This is a genomic window from Streptomyces sp. NPDC056883 (assembly GCF_042788835.1).
Classification (GTDB): Bacteria; Actinomycetota; Actinomycetes; order Streptomycetales; family Streptomycetaceae; genus Streptomyces; species Streptomyces stoeckheimensis.
In genome coordinates, this window is record NZ_JBHUBS010000003.1 from 135,191 (window position 1) to 151,319 (window position 16,129).

Here is a 16,129-nt window from a genome sequence, read left to right on the forward strand (position 1 = left end):
ACCCCCTTGCGATCAAGGAAGCACCGGACGCACCGTTGATTACATGATTACATCCGAGCAGAACGAGCAGCTCCGCTCCTGGTTCGCCGAGCGGCTGCCGGTGGACGTCTACGCGTCGCTCCTCTCGGTCACGGTCGACCGGGAGGAGATCACCGTCGTCGGTGAGATACCCGCGACCGAATCGGTGGCGGCCTTCCGCGAGCGCACCCGGGAACAGCGCGTCGAGGTGGCCCGGGAGGCGGAGGAGCTCTACCGCCGCAAGGTGTCCTGGGCCGCACAGTCGGGCGAGGAGCGGACCCTCTTCACCCACCTCGCGGTCCCCGTCATGACCCGCCTGCGCCAGCCCGAGCGCCAGGTTCTCGACACCCTGGTCGCGGGCGGCGTCGCCCGCAGCCGCGCCGACGCCCTGGCCTGGTGCGTCCGCCTGGTCGGCCGCAACACCGACACCTGGCTGGCGGACCTCCGCGAGTCCCTGGACCGGGTCCAGCAGGTCCGCGCAGAAGGTCCGGACCTCACCGATCCCCTCGCCGATTCCCCCTCCGACTCCCAGAAGTCCGGGTCATAACGGCGAAAGATCTCCCGGCGCCCGCAAGATCGCGCAAGCCTGGCACGGACCACCGGCGATCAACGCCCGACCCCAGGGAGAGGCCCGCACCATGACCACCACCGTCGAATACATCCGTTACCGGATCGCATTGGACGATCAGCCGGCTTTCGAAGACGCGTACGTCAGGGCTTCCGAGTCCCTGGCCGCCTCGCCGGAGTGCATCGACTACGAACTCGCGCGCAGCGAGGAGGAGCCCGAGCGCTACATCCTGCGCATCCGCTGGACTTCGATCGACGCCCACCTGAACGGATTCCGCAAGGGCGAGCACTTTCCCGCGTTCTTCAGCGCGATCCGCCCGTACGTCACGGCCATCGAGGAAATGAAGCACTACCTCGTCACCAAGGTGGCCGGCCCCGGAAAGGCTTCCACCCCGTCATGAGCACCACACCCGACACCACACCGGACACCACGCCGACGATCTACGAGTGGATGGGCGGCGAGGAGGCGATGAACCGCCTCACGGACGTCTTCTACGCCCACGCCCTGCAGGACGAGATCCTGGCCCCGGTCTTCGCGGGCATGGACTCCGAGCACCCCCAGCACGTGGCGGTCTGGCTGGCGGAGGTCTTCGGCGGCCCGAAGAAGTACACCGCGTCCCACGGCGGCCACCAGCACATGGCCACCAAGCACCTGGGCCGCGGCATCACCGAACAGCAGCGCCGCCGCTGGGTGGACCTCCTGACGGACACGGCCGACGAGGTGGGCCTGCCCACGGACCCGGAGTTCCGCGCGGTCTTCGCGTACTACATCGAGTGGGGCACCCGCATGGCCCTGATCTACTCGGGCCCCAACCCACCCCCGGTCGACGCGGCGGACATCCCGGTCTGGTCCTGGGGCCAAACCCCACCCTGGATCCCGAAGTCCTGAAGTCAACACCCCGGCGGAGCCCACCGGCTCCGCCGGGCCCACCCGGCACCGCCGCACCATCGAGCTCCGCCGGGGCAAATTCAGCCCCGCCGGCGTTTGAGGCGCGGGGTCCGGGACGGAGCCCCGGCGGCCGGCCCCGGGACGGACTCGGCCAGCAGCACGGTCAGCTCGGGCCCCGCCCCCTCGCCCTCGGACTCGGCCCGCCAGAAGTCGACGGCCTCCTCCAGGATCTCGGTCAGGGTCTCCCAGTCCGCGGGCCGAGCCTCCGCGTACCCCCGCCAGGAGGTCACGACGACCAGCCGCCCCGGCGCCGCCGGCAACCACGACAGATCCTTCAGCGCATCGGCCAGCGCATCCCAGTTCCCCCCGAAGTACTCGGGAACGTCCAGCACGGCCCCGCACCGCCGCATCAGCTCCGCCTTGCTCCGTACGCCGTCCAGATCCAGCCGTACGGTCGCCCAGCCGGCGGCCTCCGCCGCTTCGAGCGCGGGGGTCAGGGGCCGCGGGTCCAGGGTCATCGGAGAACCGCCTTGAAGGTCTCGTAGTGGTCGTCCGTGTAGTAGAACTCCCCGCCCCCACCGGTCACGATCCGCCGGGCCCCACGGTCCCGCTCACCGGGCGTCTTCACGGTGAACTCGTGGTAGTAGCCGCGCTTCTTCTGCGGCAGGACCTTCTCGAAATTGCCGAAGACGGTCCCGTCCTGCCGGTACTGGTACGGCCCGCCCTTGTCGATCAGCGCCAGCACGTCCCGGGCCTGCTGCGGCAGTGCCGAGGCCCGTACCGTCGCCATGCCCTTCGCCCATCCGGGCGTCGGCACCGCGGAACTCGCCGCCCCGCTCGGGGCGACGTCAACGCCGGAGCCGGCGCTCGCGCTCGTACTGGTGGCGGCGGCAGGCGCGGGTTTCTTCCCGCTGCAACCCACCGCACCGACCAGCGCCGCGCAGAGGAACACAGCCCCCAGCACACGCAGCAACGATCGGGGCACGTTCCGAAAGATCATGCACCGATCGTGCCAAATATCCGATTCTCCCGCGAATCGCGCGGTGTCTTCAGAGGGCGGACATCTTGGTGTACGGACTCAGGATGCGCTTACGGACCTCAGGCCCGAATTCGACGAGGACAGCGATCCCCTCCTCAATGGCGACGACACGGCCGAGGCCGTGCTCATCGTGAGAAACCCGGTCGCCGACGTTGAAGTGCCGGAGCGGCGCTTCCACGGGGGCCTTGAACGGGCTGGACGGCAGATGGCGGCGAGGTACTGCGGACTTTGTCATTGAACCCAGTATGCGCCCAGCAGGCCGTCGAACGGTCCGCCGTTCGGATCTCAATTACGGCACCATCCGCATCAGCGAACCTCGCGTGCCCGCGTTTGACCGGCATTCGTCCGGACAATCGGATCAATCCGCACCATCACTCGTCCGGGTCGGCCCGCTCCAGCGCCGGCCGCAGACCGGGCTCCGATTCGGTCAGCAGGTAGTCCGCCACGGCGGTGTCGGTGACCAGGCTGGTCACCAGCCCCGAACGCAGCACCGCCCCGATCGCGGACGCCTTGCGCAGCCCGCCGGCGATGGCGACGACCTCGGGGATCCGGCGCAGCCGGTCCGCCTCCACGGTGATGCAGCGCTCGCCGAGGTCCCGGCCGACCCGGCGCCCCTCGGCGTCGAACAGGTGAGCCGACATCTCGGCGGCGACGCCCAGCGAGGCGTAGTGCGCCCGCTCCTCGTCGCTCAGCATGTCGTGGACGGTCGAGATGCCCGGCTCCCAGGAGCCGATGGAGACGGCGGCGACGGTCACCTTGTCGAAGTACTCGAAGGCCCGCGCGATCCCCGTCTGGCTCCGCAGGGCGGCCGCGGTGGCCGGATCGGGCAGCAGCATCGGCGCGTAGATGGGGTGGGCGTCCCCGCCCGACACCTGCGCGGCCCTGCGTACGGCCTCCACGGACCCGCGCTCGGCCGTCCCGGCGTCGTACACGCCCGTCAGCTGGACGACGGTGCAGGGAGGCAGCCGGTGCAGGGAGGCGGCCATGTGGATGGTCGACCGCCCCCACGCGAGGCCCAGCACATCGCCCTCGTTGACGAGCTCGCCCAGCAGATCGGCGGCCACGGCACCCAGGTTCTCCGGGTCCGGAGCGTCCTCGGTGGCATCGGCGGGAGACTCCACGACCACGGCGTGCCGCAGGCCGTACCGGGCGCGCAGCGCGTCGGACCGCTCCGCGTCCAGCTCGGCCGGTACGCGGATCTCGATGCGTACGAGGTCGCGCTCCAGGGCGGTTTCCAGGACCCGGGCCACCTTGAAGCGGCTCACGCCGAACTCCTCGGCGATCTGGATCTTGGACTTCCCCTCCAGGTAGAAACGGCGCGCCATGGCCGCCGCCTGCACCAGCTCCGCGGGTCCCATCCGCAGGGCTGACCGTCCCGCCGACATTGCAGACACCGCGTTCTCCTCACTGCTGTTCACACCATCGTGTTCACACTCTCGACTCGCCGTTCATCCTGTCAGATCCGACGGCCGTTGATCAGCCTGGACAGCTCCCGTTCACCGAGCTGTTCACCAAGCCTTGTTTCAGTGGCTGCACGCCCAGGGCGCAGCAGCGATCGCCGCACCCGCCTGGTCACGCAGCGTGCGGACGGCTGCCGCCGGATCGACCGCTCCGTAGACCGCGCTGCCCGCCACGAACACGTCGGCGCCGGCCTCGGCGCACCGCTCGATGGTCGTCGCGGAGACGCCTCCGTCGACCTGGAGCCACAGCTCCAGACCGTGCTTGGAGATGAGCTCCCGGGTCCGGCGGATCTTGGGCAGCATGATGTCGAGGAAGGGCTGACCGCCGAAGCCGGGCTCCACGGTCATGATCAGCAGCATGTCGAGCTCGGGGAGGATGTCCTCGTACTGCTCGATGGGCGTCGCGGGCTTCAGCGCCATGGACGCCCGCGCCCCCTTGGCCCGGATCTCCCGCGCGAGCCGTACGGGCGCTGCGGCCGCCTCGGCGTGGAAGGTCACGGAACCCGCGCCGGCCTCGATGTACTGGGGGGCCCAGCGGTCGGGGTCTTCGATCATGAGGTGCAGGTCGAGCGGGATGTCCGTCGCCCGGCTGAGCGACTCCACGATCGGCACGCCGAGGGTGAGGTTCGGGACGAAGTGGTTGTCCATGACGTCGACATGCAGCCAGTCGGCCCCCTGGACGGCCTTCGCCTCCTCGGCGAGCCGGGCGAAGTCGGCGGACAAGATGCTGGGATTGATCTGAACGGCCATGCCCCAAGCGTGCCATGCCGCAATCGCCTTCCGGCCACTACCCCGGAAGTGGGGTGCAGGGGGGCGATCACAGGGGGAGAACAGAAGAGGACCAGGATGCTATTCAAGTTTGACTAGCTGGGTCGGGCGGCCCTACGGTCGGAGGATGAGCGAGAAACTGGCGGCGATACTCCCCTGCAGGTCCATCCCCGAGACGGTCGGCTTCTACAAGGCCATCGGCTTCGAGGTCACGTTCTACCAAGAACGTCCGTACGCCTATGCCGTCGTGCGGCACGGTGAGGTCGAGTTGCAGTTCATGGCGCTGAAGGGCTTCGAGCCGGCCGGGTCGTACGGCGCGTGCTACATCACGACCGACGACGTCGACGGGTTGTACGCGAAGTTCCGCGGCGGTCTGAAGCAGGAGCTGGGCAGGATCCCGACCCGTGGCCTCCCCCGGATCGGTCCGCTGAAGGACACCACCTACGGGGTGCGGCAGTTCATCATGGCCGACCCGGGCGGCAACAGCATTCGCATCGGCCAGCCGATCAGCGAGGACCTCCACCACGCACCGGTCCCGAAGGAACCGGTGGCCAAGGCCCTCCACATGGCCTCCCTGCTCGGCGATTCCAAAGAGGATCACCCGGCCGCCGCCAAGATCCTCGACCGCCTCCTTTCCTCCGACACGCTCGACGTCCCTCCCCCGGCCCGCGTCAAAGCCCTCATCCTCCGCGCCGCCATGGCCGTCCACCTGGACGACGGCCCCCTCGCCGCCCGTCTGCTGGCCGAGGCCGACCGGATCCCGCTCTCGGCCTCGGACCGTGCCTCGCTGGCCGACGACCTCCTCCGCGCGGAGGACCTCCGCGCCGGCTGACCCGAAGGCCGTCGCGGACCCCTCACCCCTAGGGCTAGTCGCCGTAGCGCGCCGCGACCGCCGCGCCGCGCTCGCGCAGCCACGTGCGCAAGGACTGCGGGGCCAGGGCCTCCCCGTCCATGCCGAGCTGCCACAGTGCCCACCGGGCATGCCGTTCGTCCTGGAAGGTGACCTCCAGGCGCAGCCAGCCGTCTGCGTCCGGTTCCTCGGCGCGGACCGCCAGTGCGGTGTCGAGCAGGTCTTCCCGCCGGGCCGGGTTCACCCGGAGCAGCACGGCGATGTGGTCGCCGCCGGAGAGGAACCGCGCGGAGCGCTCCCGCCAGATCCGGTCCAGATCGACCCGGCCCGGCCGCTCGGCCGCTTCGGGGAGTTCCTCGGCGGCCAGCACGCGCGACAGCCGGTAGGTGCGGTCCTCGCCCGATCGCGTGGCCAGCAGGTAGGCCCGGTCCCGTACGGTGACCAGCCCGATCGGGTCCACCGTGCGCCACTGCGGCGGCTCGCCCGTGGCCGCGTAGCGGATCCGCAGCTTGTGTCCGGCGAGCACCGCGCGCCGGACCTCGACCATCGTGCCGCCGGGCACCTCCTCGGTGACCAGCCGGCGCGAGAGCAGGTCGGCCTCCGGGTCGACGAGGAACCGCTGGGCCGCGTCATTGGCGGCGGCAAGGTGGCTCACGGGCAGCGCGTCGACCACCTTGCGCATCGCCGAAGCGAGCTCCGGGCCCAGGCCGAACGCCTGCTCGCCGCGCCCCGGTCCGGCGGTCAGCAGGGCGAGGGTCTCGTCGTGGTTCAGGCCGGTGAGCTCGGTGCGGAATCCGGGCGACAGCGCGAACCCGCCGTGCCGGCCGCGTTCCGCGTAGACCGGGACCCCCGCGGCCGACAGCGCCTCGATGTCACGCAGCACCGTACGGGGGGATACCTCCAGCTCGCGGGCGAGCGTGTCCGCGGTCAGCCGACCGCGCTGACGCAACAGCAGCACCAGCGAGACCAACCGGTCTGCGCGCATGCGAAAACCTCGGCCCGACCGGCTAGCCGGTCCGGCGGATCAGCGCCAGGTACATCGCGTCCGTGCCGTGCAGGTGCGGCCACAGCTGCACGTCAGGCCCGTCGCCCAGCGCCGGGACGTCCTGCATGTACGGCCGCGCGTCGATCAGCTCAGCCTCGATCGGGGCCGCACCCGCGCCGCGCCCCTTCAGTACGTCCTCCACCACCACCCGGGTCTCCGCCAGGTGCGGCGAGCACGTCGCGTAGCCCACGACGCCGCCCACCCGGACGGCCGAGAGCGCCTCGCGCAGCAGCCCGCGCTGGAGCGGCGCGAAGCTCTCCAGGTCCTCCGGCCGGCGGCGCCAGCGCGCCTCCGGGCGGCGGCGCAGCGCGCCCAGGCCCGAGCAGGGCACGTCCATCAGGACGCGGTCGAAGGAGCCCGGCAGCCACGGCGGGCGCGTTCCGTCGGCCGTGATGACCTGGTAGGGGCCCGGGTTTCCGGCGAGCGCCCGCTCGACCAGCCTGGCCCGGTGGGGCTGCTTCTCGGAGGCCAGCAGGAACGCACCGCGCTGGGCGGCGAGCGCCGCGAGCAGCGCGGCCTTGCCGCCCGGTCCGGCGCAGCCGTCGAGCCAGCGCTCGTCGCGGCCCTCGACCGGGACGGCCGCCAGGGCCATCGCCACCAGCTGGCTGCCTTCGTCCTGCACACCGGCGCGGCCTTCGCGCACCGCCTCCAGCGCGCCCGGTTCGCCGCCCTCGGCCATCCTGACCGCGTACGGGGACCAGCGTCCCGGCAGCGCCGAGTCCTCGCCCACCGCCTCCAGCAGCTCCTGCGCCGTGGACCGCCCGGGCCGTGCCACGAGGGTGACCTCGGGCCGCTCGTTGTCGGCCTCCAGCAGGTCCTCGATCCCGGCGCGGCCGCCGCCCAGCGAGTCCCACAGGGCGCTGACGACCCACCTCGGGTGCGAGTGGTAGACCGCGAGGTGCTCCTCGGCGTCGTCCTCGTAGGGCGGGGCGACCTTCTCCAACCACCCTTCGAGGTCGTGCGCGGAGATCTTGCGCAGCACCGCGTTGACGAACTTCGCCCGCCCGTCCCCGAGCACCACCCGGGCCAGCTCCACGCTCGCGGACACCGCCGCGTGGGTGGGGATCCGGGTCCCGAGCAGCTGGTGCGCGCCGAGCGAGAGCACGTCGAGCACCGGCGGGTCGACCTCGCGCAGCGGGCGGTCGATGCAGGCCTTGATGACCGCGTCGTACGTGCCCTGGCGGCGCAGGGTCCCGTACACGAGCTCGGTGGCCAGCGCCGCGTCCCGGGCCTGGAAGGTCTCGTCCTTGCGGGCCTTCTTCAGCAGCGGCGGCAGCACGAGGTTCGCGTACGCGTCGCGCTCGTCCACCGCCCGCAGCACCTCGAAGGCCAGCATCCGGACGGGGTCCTTCTTGGGCCTGCGGTACGGCTTGGCGGGCTTGCCGTTGGCCTTGGTGGCGGCCGGTCGGCGAGGGGGCTGTTCGCTCACGTGAAAGGTGCTCCGGGATTACGTAACGCTATGACGATGGAACAGGAGGACGAAGGCGACTCCGCAGATCAGCGTACGTCGGACCCGCCCAGCCGCTCACCCGGAGCGATCCGCACCCCGCGCGCCCAGTCGGCGGCCTTCATCGGCTTCTTGCCCTGCGGCTGCACCCAGAGCAGCTCCACGGCGTGCGAGCCGGTGCCGACGTAGACGTTGTTCTTGGCCGCGCCCAGGTCGCCCGGCTTCAGGTCGGTCCGGTCCGCGACCGGCGCGACCGAGACCAGCTTGAGCCGCTCCCCCCGGAAGACCGTCCACGCGCCCGGCGCCGGGGTGCAGCCGCGCACCAGCCGGTCGACGCGCATCGCGGGCGCGTTCCAGTCGACGCGGGCGTCCTCGACGGTGATCTTCGGCGCGAGCGAGACCCCGTCGGCGGGCTGCTCCACCGCGCGCAGGGTGCCGTCCTCGATGCCGTCCATGGTGGCGACCAGCAGCCCGGAGCCGGCGAAGGCGAGGCGGGTCAGCAGGTCGCCGCTGGTGTCGGTGGGCCGGATCTCCTCCGTGAGGATCCCGAAGACCGGGCCGGTGTCGAGCCCCTCCTCGATCCGGAAGGTGGAGGCACCGGTGACCTGGTCCCCCGCCATGATCGACTGCTGCACGGGGGCGGCACCGCGCCACGCGGGCAGCAGCGAGAAGTGCAGGTTGACCCAGCCGTGCTTGGGGATGTCCAGGGCGTCCTTGGGGATCAGCGCCCCGTACGCGACCACCGGGCAGCAGTCGGGTCCGATCTCCCTCAGCCGGGCCTGGAATTCCGGGTCGCGCGGCCGGGCGGGCTTGAGGACCTCGATGCCGGCTTCCTCGGCGCGCTCGGCGACGGGGCTGGCGACGAGGCGACGGCCCCGGCCGGCCGGCGCGTCGGGCCGGGTGACGACGGCGGCGACCTCGTGGCGCCCGGAGGCGATCAGAGCGTCCAGGGCGGGCACGGCGACCTCGGGGGTGCCTGCGAAGACGAGCTTCACTGGGGTCTACCTCGCTATCTCGGCTGTCAGCAGCGCATCAGTCTATGCGGTGGCCGCACACCGTCCCACTTGCGAGGCGACGCCGGCCCGAGGGGGCGTACGCACACACGCGCGCTCCTCGCATATGCCGACACGCCCCCATAGCGTGACCTGCCCACCGGGTAGCGCGTTGGTCAAAAGAGATTGACCGAAACGGGCCGCGAAACAGAACGGTGTCTGCGGCCCGATCCGCTCTTCAGCACCGGTTCGAGAGGCTTCTTCATGGCCGACCACGCCACCCACGACGCCCAAGCACGGGCCAGCCTGCACCTCCTGGTGCGGGACATCGAGCGGGTTCGCCGGCAGGTGGATGCTCTGCGTACGCTCACCGCCCAGCTCGGCAACGTCTACCGCCCGCGCCGATCGGGCCCTTCCACGGGATTCGTCGTCTACGGCAGGGCCCCCGCACCCACCGTCCGCCTCGCGCAGGAACTGCGGGACAGCGTCGAGACGCTGGTCACCGCCGCGGTGGACTTCGACCGCTCGCTCGGCTTCTCGTGGGACGCGGTCGGCTCGGCGCTCGGCGTCACCAAGCAGGCCGTCCACCGGCGCTACGGCGCCCGGCGGGCGCAGAGCGCCGATTCCGCCGAGCGGGAGCCGCTGGCCGAGGGCACGACGACCCGGACCCTGGGGCCACTGCCCACCGTCCCGGCGGCGCGCTCGGTGCCGCCGCAGCCGGTGCGCGAGGAGGCGGGCGCGTCCCGCCCCGCCGCCTTCCCCGGCCCCCGCAACGGCTGACCCCCGGCCGCCGGGACGCCGACCCCCGACGACCCAGCCCCCGCCGGAACGATCCGACAGATCACCTCCGGCGGGGGCTCCGTCGTTTCCCCCACCGGGTTGGGCCCGTTGCCCTGCGGGGCGGTGTCCCCTACCCGCCCTCCGCCCGGACCCGGTCCTCAAGCGCCGGACGGGCTGGATTTTCCGGCTGCGCCGGAAAATTTCAGCCTCGCCGGCGTTTGAGGCGCGGGGTCTGGGGCGGAGCCCCAGGGGGGTCCGGGCGCAGCCCGGGGAACGGTGGAAGGGCGGGTAGGGGACGGCCCCGCAGGGCCCGCCTCCCCGGCCCGGCCCGGGCCTAGCCGATGTCCAGGGGGTCGATCCGGATCCGGACCGCCTCCGACGCCGGAACGCCCCGGGCCATCCGGGCCACCTGGGCGGACTTGAGGGCGGCAGCCAACGCCGCCCCGCTCCCGGGCGGAACCCGGACCAGCGCCCGCTCCCCCGCAGCCGGCTCCCCCCGCCGCCCAGGCACCGGCACCGGCCCCAGCACCTCCGCGTCCACCGGCAACCCGGCCCCCGCCAGGAAGGCCGAGACCGCCTCGGCGCTGCCCGCGGCGACCGCCGCCATCCGGGAGACCGGCGGGAACCCGAGCTGCGCCCGCTCCGCGAGCTCCCGCACCGCGTGCCCGACGGGATCCCACCGCACCAGCGCCTGGACCGGCCGCAGCGTCGGCTCGGCGACGACCACCACCTGTCCGTCCCCCCGTACCAGCGAGGCCGCCGCGATCCACCGCCGCAGCGCGTCCTCGCTCGCCCGCAGGTCGGGCCGGCTCAGCATGGCCCAGCCGTCCAGCAGCAGCGCCGCCGCGTATCCCGCGCCCGCCGCGACCGGCTCGGCGCCCGGCGTGGACACCACCAGCGCGGGCCGGTCCGGCACCTCGTCCAGGATGTGGTCGCGCCCGGAGGTGCGGACGGGTACGGCCGGGAAGGCCCGCCCCAGCTCCTCGGCGGTCCGCCGCGCGCCCACCACCTGGGCCCGCAGCCGGAACGATCCGCACTCCTCGCAGTGCCAGGCCGGCTCGGCCCGCCCGCACCACCCGCAGTGCAGGTCCCGCGCATCGGGCGCCTCCAGGGGCCCCGCACAGACCGTGCACCGCGCCGGCGTCCGGCACCGCTCGCAGGCCAGCCGGGGCACGTAGCCGCGCCGGGGCACCTGGACGAGCACGGGCCCGGTCTTCAGCCCCTCCCGTACGGTCTCCCAGGCGAGGCTCGGCAGCCGGGCTGCCCGCGCGGCCCCGTCCCGGGCCAGCAGCTCGTCTCCGACGGTCCGGATCCGGGGTGCGTACGTGCGCACCGTCTCGCGGTCGGCGACCAGCGGCCGGGCCCAGCCGGACTCGACGAGCTGCGCGGCCTCCACCGTGCAGCTGGTGCTGCCCACCAGGAAGCCGCAGCCGTCGGTGACCGCGCGCAGTTCCAGCACCTCCCGCACGTGCGGGAAGGGGGCGTGCACGTCGCTGTGGCTGGAGTCGCCGTCGTCCCAGACCGCGACGAGCCCGAGGTCCCGTACGGGAGCGAACATCGCGGCCCGGGTGCCGACCACGGCGCGCACCGAGCCCCGGCTGACGGCCAGCCACTGGCGGTAGCGCTTCTCCGGTCCCGACTCGGCGGTCAGCAGCGCGTGCCGCCCCTCGCCGAGCAGGGCGGTGAGCGCCGCGTCGACGCGGGCCGCGGTGCGTCCGTCGGGGACCACCGCGAGGGCGCCGCGTCCGGAGGCGAGGGTGGCGGCCATGGCGCGGGCCAGCTCGTCGGCCCAGCCGGGGCCCGGCAGGGCCGTCCACACGGCGCGCGGGGTCCCGCCGCCCGCCAGGGCCCGCAGGAAGCCGGGGCCGGCCCCGTACCGCTCCCAGCCCGCGGGCTCGGGCGCGGCCGGCGGGGGCAGCGGTTCGGGGGACGGCTTGGACTCGGCGCGGGCGCTGCGCGCGGGCAGGGCGAGCTGGAGCACGTCGGCGAGGCTGCCGGCGTACCGGTCGGCGACGGCGCGGGCGAGGGCGAGCATGCGGGGGCCGAGCACGACCTCGGACGAGACGACCTGGGCGAGGGCCGCGAGGGCTCCGTTGTAGTCGGACTCGGCGCGGCGCTCGATGACGAAGCCGTCGATGAGCCCGCCGCCCTCGCGGCGGCCGCCGTGGACCCGGTGGGAGCCCGCGCCGAAGCGGACCCGGACGCGGACGCCGGGCTGGGCGGACTCGGAGAGTTCGGCGGGGACCGCGTAGTCGAAGAGCCGGTCGAGGTGGAGCACGCCCTTGTTCACGAGGACCCGGGCCACGGGCAGCTCCTCGGCGACGGAAGCCCCCCGCCAGGTCCGCGGCTTGGCCTTGGGCGCCTTGGCCTTCGCCTCGGCGACCATCTCCCGCATCAGCGCGAGCTGCTCCGGCGGACCTCCCGGCCCGCTCCGCTCCCCCGCGTCATTGGTGCTGCTCACACCCGCATTCTTACCAAACCCCACCGACAACGGCGGAGGGGCCCGCACGCACGGACGGCCCCGGACCACGAGGGTCCGGGGCCGTCCGTCCAGCGGGTGCCGAGGGGTATTACAGACCGGCGGCGGTACGCAGAGCGTCCACGCGGTCGGTGCGCTCCCAGGTGAAGTCCGGCAGCTCGCGGCCGAAGTGGCCGTAGGCGGCGGTCTGGGCGTAGATCGGGCGGAGCAGGTCGAGGTCGCGGATGATCGCGGCCGGACGCAGGTCGAAGACCTGGCTGATGGCGTTCTCGATCTTCTCGACGTCGACCTTGTGCGTGCCGAAGGTCTCGACGAAGAGGCCGACGGGCTCGGCCTTGCCGATCGCGTACGCGACCTGGACCTCGCAGCGCGAGGCCAGACCGGCGGCGACCACGTTCTTGGCGACCCAGCGCATGGCGTACGCGGCGGAGCGGTCGACCTTGGACGGGTCCTTGCCCGAGAAGGCACCGCCACCGTGACGGGCCATGCCGCCGTAGGTGTCGATGATGATCTTGCGGCCGGTGAGGCCGGCGTCGCCCATCGGGCCGCCGATCTCGAAACGGCCGGTCGGGTTGACCAGCAGGCGGTAGCCCTCGGTCTCCAGCTTGATGCCGTCCTCGACCAGCTGGTTCAGGACGTGCTCCACGACGAACTCGCGGATGTCCGGAGCCAGCAGCGAGTCCAGGTCGATGTCCGCCGCGTGCTGCGAGGACACCACGACCGTGTCGAGACGGACGGCCTTGTCACCGTCGTACTCGATGGTGACCTGGGTCTTGCCGTCGGGACGCAGGTACGGGATGGTCCCGTTCTTGCGGACCTCGGACAGCCGCTTGGAGAGGCGGTGCGCGATGTGGATCGGCAGCGGCATCAGCTCGGGCGTCTCGTCGCAGGCGTACCCGAACATCAGGCCCTGGTCGCCGGCACCCTGCTTGTCGAGCTCGTCCTCGTCGCCCTCGACCCGCTTCTCGTACGCGGTGTCGACGCCCTGCGCGATGTCCGGGGACTGCGCACCGATGGACACCGACACGCCGCAGGAGGCGCCGTCGAAGCCCTTCTTCGAGGAGTCGTAGCCGATCTCGAGGATCTTGTCGCGGACGAGCTGCGCGATCGGCGCGTACGCCTTCGTCGTCACCTCTCCCGCGATGTGGACGAGACCGGTGGTGATGAGGGTCTCCACGGCGACGCGCGAGGTCGGGTCCTCGGTGAGGAGCGCGTCGAGGATGGTGTCGCTGATCTGGTCAGCGATCTTGTCGGGGTGACCCTCGGTCACAGACTCCGAGGTGAAGAGACGACGGGACACAACGCTCCCTGGGGTTGCAGCGGCTGCTGGCTGAAATATTGGTGGAACCTCATCGGAGGCTGCGCCCGATCACGTTCCGGCTGCAGTTTATCGGTCGCCACCGTTCGCCGGACCACCCGTCTCGCCCTATGGGAGCCGTGTGACCTGCGACACTCCATTCTTACCCAAGGATCAGCCCGCGGAAAGGGCCTCCGCTCAGGCGCGTCGCGCCGCGAGTCGCGGGGCGACCTGATCCCAAATCACGTCTGCGAGCGATTCCTTCGGACCATAGGGGACGGCGAGCTCGCTTCCGTCGGAGGACAGGATGACCGCCTCGTTCTCCTCGGAACCGAAGGTCTTCGCCTCACCCACCTCGTTGACGACGAGAAAGTCACATCCCTTGCGGAGGAGCTTGCTCCGCCCGTTGGCGAGTACGTCGTCGGTCTCGGCGGCGAAACCCACCACGACCTGCCCCTCCCGGGCACGGTCGGCGGAAATCTCCGCGAGAATGTCCGGATTACGCACAAGGGTGACCGGTGCGGGCTCCTGCCCGTCCTTCTTCTTGATCTTTCCGCCCGCGTACTCGGCCGGCCGGAAGTCGGCCACGGCCGCGGCCATCACCACCGCGTCGGCGTCCGCGGCGGCCTTGAGCACGGCCTCGCGCAGCTGCAGGGCCGTCCCGACCCGTACGAGGTCCACCCCGGCGGGGTCGGCGAGCGCGGTGTTGGCGGAGACCAGGGTGACCCGGGCCCCGCGGGCGACGGCGGTACGGGCGAGGGCGTAGCCCTGCTTGCCGGACGAGCGGTTGCCGAGGAAGCGGACCGGGTCCAGGGGTTCGCGCGTCCCGCCCGCGCTGATCACCACGTGCCGGCCGGCGAGGTCGGGCTCGGCCACCCCGCGGGCCAACACCCTGGCGCACACCTCGAAGATCTCCTCGGGGTCGGGCAGCCGCCCCTTGCCGGTGTCCTTGCCGGTGAGCCGGCCGACCGCCGGCTCGATGACCACGGCGCCGCGGCGGCGCAGCGTGGCCACGTTCTCCTGAGTGGCCGGGTGCTCCCACATCTCGGTGTGCATCGCGGGTGCGAACACCACCGGGCAGCGTGCGGTGAGCAGCGTGTTGGTGAGCAGGTCGTCGGCCAGCCCGTGGGCGGCCTTGGCGAGCATGTCGGCGGTGGCCGGGGCGACGACCACGAGGTCGGCGGACTGCCCGATGCGCACGTGCGGCACCTCGTGGACGCTCTCCCAGACCTCGGTGGAGGCCGGGTTCCCCGAGAGGGCGGCCCAGGTGGCCTCCCCGACGAAGTTCAGCGACGCCGCCGTCGGCACCACGCGCACGTCGTGCCCGGACTCGGTCAGCCGGCGCAGCAGCTCGCACGCCTTGTAAGCGGCGATCCCGCCGCTGACTCCGAGCACGACCTTCGGCTTACCCACCACACACGCCCCTTCGGCTGATGACCGCTATGAACACCTATGACACACCACTGGCACACCACTGACACACCACAGGCCCGGCAGATGTTCTGCCGGGCCTGTGGTGAAAAGGAAACTCGTGCCTTACTGAGCCGGGGCCTCGATGGCCTCGGAGGTCAGCAGACCCGCGTTGATCTCGCGCAGCGCGATCGAAAGCGGCTTCTCGTGGACGTGGGTGTCCACCAGCGGGCCGACGTACTCGAGCAGGCCCTCACCGAGCTGCGAGTAGTACGCGTTGATCTGACGCGCGCGCTTGGCCGCGTAGATCACGAGGCTGTACTTCGAGTCCGTGGCCTCGAGCAGCTCGTCGATCGGCGGGTTGATGATGCCCTCGGGCGCAGTAATGGAAGAGGACACGCTCTACCTTCCGAAGATGGGGTAAGACCTAGAAGTGTCGAATCCGGACCGTCCGGACCGGTTGAACACCGGTCAACGATCAGACGACATTCATCAAGGCTAGCAGCTCGCGCGCGACGTCCTCGACCGAGGTGTTGACCAGGGTGGTGTCGAACTCGGATTCGGCAGCCAGTTCGATCTTGGCGGCACCGAGCCTGCGCTCGACGACCTCCGCGGTTTCGGTGCCCCGGCCGGTGAGCCGGCGGACCAGTTCGTCCCAGCTCGGAGGAGCCAGGAAGACCAGCTGAGCCTCGGACATGGACTCGCGTACGAGCCGTGCGCCCTGGAGATCGATCTCCAGCAGGACCGGCTCGCCGTTCTCCAGGCGTTCCAGCACTGCGCCGCGCGGCGTGCCGTAGCGGTTGCCCGCGAACTCGGCCCACTCCAGCAGCTCGCCATTGGCGATCAGCTTGTCGAACTCGTCGTCGTTGACGAAGAAGTAGTGGACTCCGTGCCGTTCACCGGGCCGCGGCTTGCGGGTGGTGGCCGACACCGAGAGCCAGACCTCGGGGTGAACCTTGCGCATATGCGCGACGACCGTGCTCTTGCCGACCCCCGAAGGGCCGGAGAGCACGGTCAGCCGCGGACGAACCTCTGCTGCCATAGAGCGATTATCCAGCTTCTCGGGACTGCCTGAGAACGCCGGGAGA

18 protein-coding genes are annotated in these 16,129 nt (G+C 71.8%); 5 read left to right on the top strand and 13 right to left on the bottom strand.

Annotated elements, in window-relative coordinates; all coding sequences use genetic code 11:
- Window positions 1-43: 43 nt before the first annotated feature.
- From ACFRU2_RS09665 to ACFRU2_RS09675, 3 genes are all read left to right on the top strand, one after another.
- On the top strand, window positions 44-565 hold the full coding sequence (locus ACFRU2_RS09665; protein WP_382969919.1) for a hypothetical protein: 522 nt from the start codon (window positions 44-46) through the stop codon (window positions 563-565).
- Window positions 566-656: 91 nt separating this feature from the next.
- Complete coding sequence (locus tag ACFRU2_RS09670; RefSeq protein WP_382969922.1) at window positions 657-986, top strand: putative quinol monooxygenase; 330 nt, start codon at window positions 657-659, stop codon at window positions 984-986.
- Entirely contained in the window at window positions 983-1,474 is a 492-nt protein-coding gene (locus ACFRU2_RS09675) for a group II truncated hemoglobin (protein WP_338056817.1), read from the top strand. Before ACFRU2_RS09670 ends, ACFRU2_RS09675 begins: the two co-directional genes overlap by 4 nt.
- An 80-nt stretch (window positions 1,475-1,554) precedes the next feature.
- On the opposite strand, the gene ACFRU2_RS09680 is transcribed toward ACFRU2_RS09675, so the two are convergent.
- The 5 genes from ACFRU2_RS09680 to rpe all read right to left on the bottom strand — a co-directional run bounded on the left by ACFRU2_RS09680 (window position 1,555) and on the right by rpe (window position 4,723).
- A complete protein-coding gene (locus ACFRU2_RS09680) occupies window positions 1,555-1,992 on the bottom strand; it encodes a barstar family protein (RefSeq protein WP_382969925.1) in 438 nt (145 codons plus the stop codon).
- Entirely contained in the window at window positions 1,989-2,474 is a 486-nt protein-coding gene (locus ACFRU2_RS09685) for a ribonuclease domain-containing protein (protein WP_382969928.1), read from the bottom strand. The genes ACFRU2_RS09680 and ACFRU2_RS09685 overlap by 4 nt, the downstream gene beginning before the upstream one ends.
- 49 nt (window positions 2,475-2,523) lie before the next feature.
- Window positions 2,524-2,748: a hypothetical protein gene (locus ACFRU2_RS09690; RefSeq protein ID WP_382969930.1), complete on the bottom strand. Its 225-nt coding sequence runs from the start codon at window positions 2,746-2,748 to the stop codon at window positions 2,524-2,526.
- 136 nt (window positions 2,749-2,884) lie between these two features.
- Window positions 2,885-3,898 (bottom strand): sugar-binding transcriptional regulator, encoded by a 1,014-nt coding sequence (locus ACFRU2_RS09695; protein ID WP_250741550.1) that lies wholly within the window; start codon window positions 3,896-3,898, stop codon window positions 2,885-2,887.
- A 138-nt stretch (window positions 3,899-4,036) separates the two neighbouring features.
- Window positions 4,037-4,723, bottom strand: a complete 687-nt coding sequence (gene rpe / locus ACFRU2_RS09700; protein ID WP_382969933.1) for a ribulose-phosphate 3-epimerase — start codon at window positions 4,721-4,723, stop codon at window positions 4,037-4,039.
- A gap of 145 nt (window positions 4,724-4,868) precedes the next feature.
- On the opposite strand from rpe, the gene ACFRU2_RS09705 reads away from it, so the two are divergent.
- Window positions 4,869-5,573, top strand: a complete 705-nt coding sequence (locus tag ACFRU2_RS09705) for a bleomycin resistance protein (protein WP_382969936.1) — start codon at window positions 4,869-4,871, stop codon at window positions 5,571-5,573.
- Window positions 5,574-5,607: 34 nt separating this feature from the next.
- On the opposite strand, the gene ACFRU2_RS09710 is transcribed toward ACFRU2_RS09705, so the two are convergent.
- From ACFRU2_RS09710 to fmt, 3 genes are all read right to left on the bottom strand, one after another.
- Window positions 5,608-6,576: a helix-turn-helix transcriptional regulator gene (locus ACFRU2_RS09710; protein ID WP_382969937.1), complete on the bottom strand. Its 969-nt coding sequence runs from the start codon at window positions 6,574-6,576 to the stop codon at window positions 5,608-5,610.
- A 22-nt stretch (window positions 6,577-6,598) separates the two neighbouring features.
- Window positions 6,599-8,065: an RsmB/NOP family class I SAM-dependent RNA methyltransferase gene (locus tag ACFRU2_RS09715; protein ID WP_382969940.1), complete on the bottom strand. Its 1,467-nt coding sequence runs from the start codon at window positions 8,063-8,065 to the stop codon at window positions 6,599-6,601.
- Between the two features lie 68 nt (window positions 8,066-8,133).
- Window positions 8,134-9,078 carry a methionyl-tRNA formyltransferase gene (gene fmt, locus ACFRU2_RS09720; protein WP_382969943.1) on the bottom strand — a complete coding sequence of 315 codons (945 nt, stop codon included), beginning with the start codon at window positions 9,076-9,078 and terminating at the stop codon, window positions 8,134-8,136.
- Between the two features lie 261 nt (window positions 9,079-9,339).
- On the opposite strand from fmt, the gene ACFRU2_RS09725 reads away from it, so the two are divergent.
- Window positions 9,340-9,855: a hypothetical protein gene (locus ACFRU2_RS09725; protein WP_382969944.1), complete on the top strand. Its 516-nt coding sequence runs from the start codon at window positions 9,340-9,342 to the stop codon at window positions 9,853-9,855.
- 334 nt (window positions 9,856-10,189) lie between these two features.
- On the opposite strand, the gene ACFRU2_RS09730 is transcribed toward ACFRU2_RS09725, so the two are convergent.
- From ACFRU2_RS09730 to gmk, 5 genes are all read right to left on the bottom strand, one after another.
- Entirely contained in the window at window positions 10,190-12,250 is a 2,061-nt protein-coding gene (locus ACFRU2_RS09730; RefSeq protein ID WP_382970811.1) for a primosomal protein N', read from the bottom strand.
- Window positions 12,251-12,425: 175 nt separating this feature from the next.
- Window positions 12,426-13,634 (bottom strand): methionine adenosyltransferase, encoded by a 1,209-nt coding sequence (metK, locus tag ACFRU2_RS09735; RefSeq protein WP_382969947.1) that lies wholly within the window; start codon window positions 13,632-13,634, stop codon window positions 12,426-12,428.
- Window positions 13,635-13,829: 195 nt separating this feature from the next.
- Complete coding sequence (gene coaBC, locus ACFRU2_RS09740; protein WP_382969950.1) at window positions 13,830-15,044, bottom strand: bifunctional phosphopantothenoylcysteine decarboxylase/phosphopantothenate--cysteine ligase CoaBC; 1,215 nt, start codon at window positions 15,042-15,044, stop codon at window positions 13,830-13,832.
- 123 nt (window positions 15,045-15,167) lie between these two features.
- Window positions 15,168-15,440: a DNA-directed RNA polymerase subunit omega gene (rpoZ, locus tag ACFRU2_RS09745; protein ID WP_004948662.1), complete on the bottom strand. Its 273-nt coding sequence runs from the start codon at window positions 15,438-15,440 to the stop codon at window positions 15,168-15,170.
- Between the two features lie 79 nt (window positions 15,441-15,519).
- A complete protein-coding gene (gene gmk, locus ACFRU2_RS09750) occupies window positions 15,520-16,083 on the bottom strand; it encodes a guanylate kinase (protein WP_243334346.1) in 564 nt (187 codons plus the stop codon).
- Between the last annotated feature and the right edge of the window lie 46 nt (window positions 16,084-16,129).

What these genes read in the sequence shown, in the direction of transcription:
- ACFRU2_RS09690 (WP_382969930.1), bottom strand. Translation starts at nt 2,748, where the DNA reads ATGACAAAGTCCGCAGTACCTCGCCGCCATCTGCCGTCCAGCCCGTTC.
- ACFRU2_RS09670 (WP_382969922.1), top strand. Translation starts at nt 657, where the DNA reads ATGACCACCACCGTCGAATACATCCGTTACCGGATCGCATTGGACGAT.
- ACFRU2_RS09675 (WP_338056817.1), top strand. Translation starts at nt 983, where the DNA reads ATGAGCACCACACCCGACACCACACCGGACACCACGCCGACGATCTAC.
- ACFRU2_RS09695 (WP_250741550.1), bottom strand. Translation starts at nt 3,898, where the DNA reads ATGTCGGCGGGACGGTCAGCCCTGCGGATGGGACCCGCGGAGCTGGTG.
- gmk (WP_243334346.1), bottom strand. Translation starts at nt 16,083, where the DNA reads ATGGCAGCAGAGGTTCGTCCGCGGCTGACCGTGCTCTCCGGCCCTTCG.
- rpe (WP_382969933.1), bottom strand. Translation starts at nt 4,723, where the DNA reads ATGGCCGTTCAGATCAATCCCAGCATCTTGTCCGCCGACTTCGCCCGG.
- ACFRU2_RS09705 (WP_382969936.1), top strand. Translation starts at nt 4,869, where the DNA reads ATGAGCGAGAAACTGGCGGCGATACTCCCCTGCAGGTCCATCCCCGAG.
- ACFRU2_RS09685 (WP_382969928.1), bottom strand. Translation starts at nt 2,474, where the DNA reads ATGATCTTTCGGAACGTGCCCCGATCGTTGCTGCGTGTGCTGGGGGCT.
- ACFRU2_RS09680 (WP_382969925.1), bottom strand. Translation starts at nt 1,992, where the DNA reads ATGACCCTGGACCCGCGGCCCCTGACCCCCGCGCTCGAAGCGGCGGAG.
- ACFRU2_RS09710 (WP_382969937.1), bottom strand. Translation starts at nt 6,576, where the DNA reads ATGCGCGCAGACCGGTTGGTCTCGCTGGTGCTGCTGTTGCGTCAGCGC.
- ACFRU2_RS09730 (WP_382970811.1), bottom strand. Translation starts at nt 12,250, where the DNA reads ATGCGGGAGATGGTCGCCGAGGCGAAGGCCAAGGCGCCCAAGGCCAAG.
- ACFRU2_RS09665 (WP_382969919.1), top strand. Translation starts at nt 44, where the DNA reads ATGATTACATCCGAGCAGAACGAGCAGCTCCGCTCCTGGTTCGCCGAG.
- ACFRU2_RS09725 (WP_382969944.1), top strand. Translation starts at nt 9,340, where the DNA reads ATGGCCGACCACGCCACCCACGACGCCCAAGCACGGGCCAGCCTGCAC.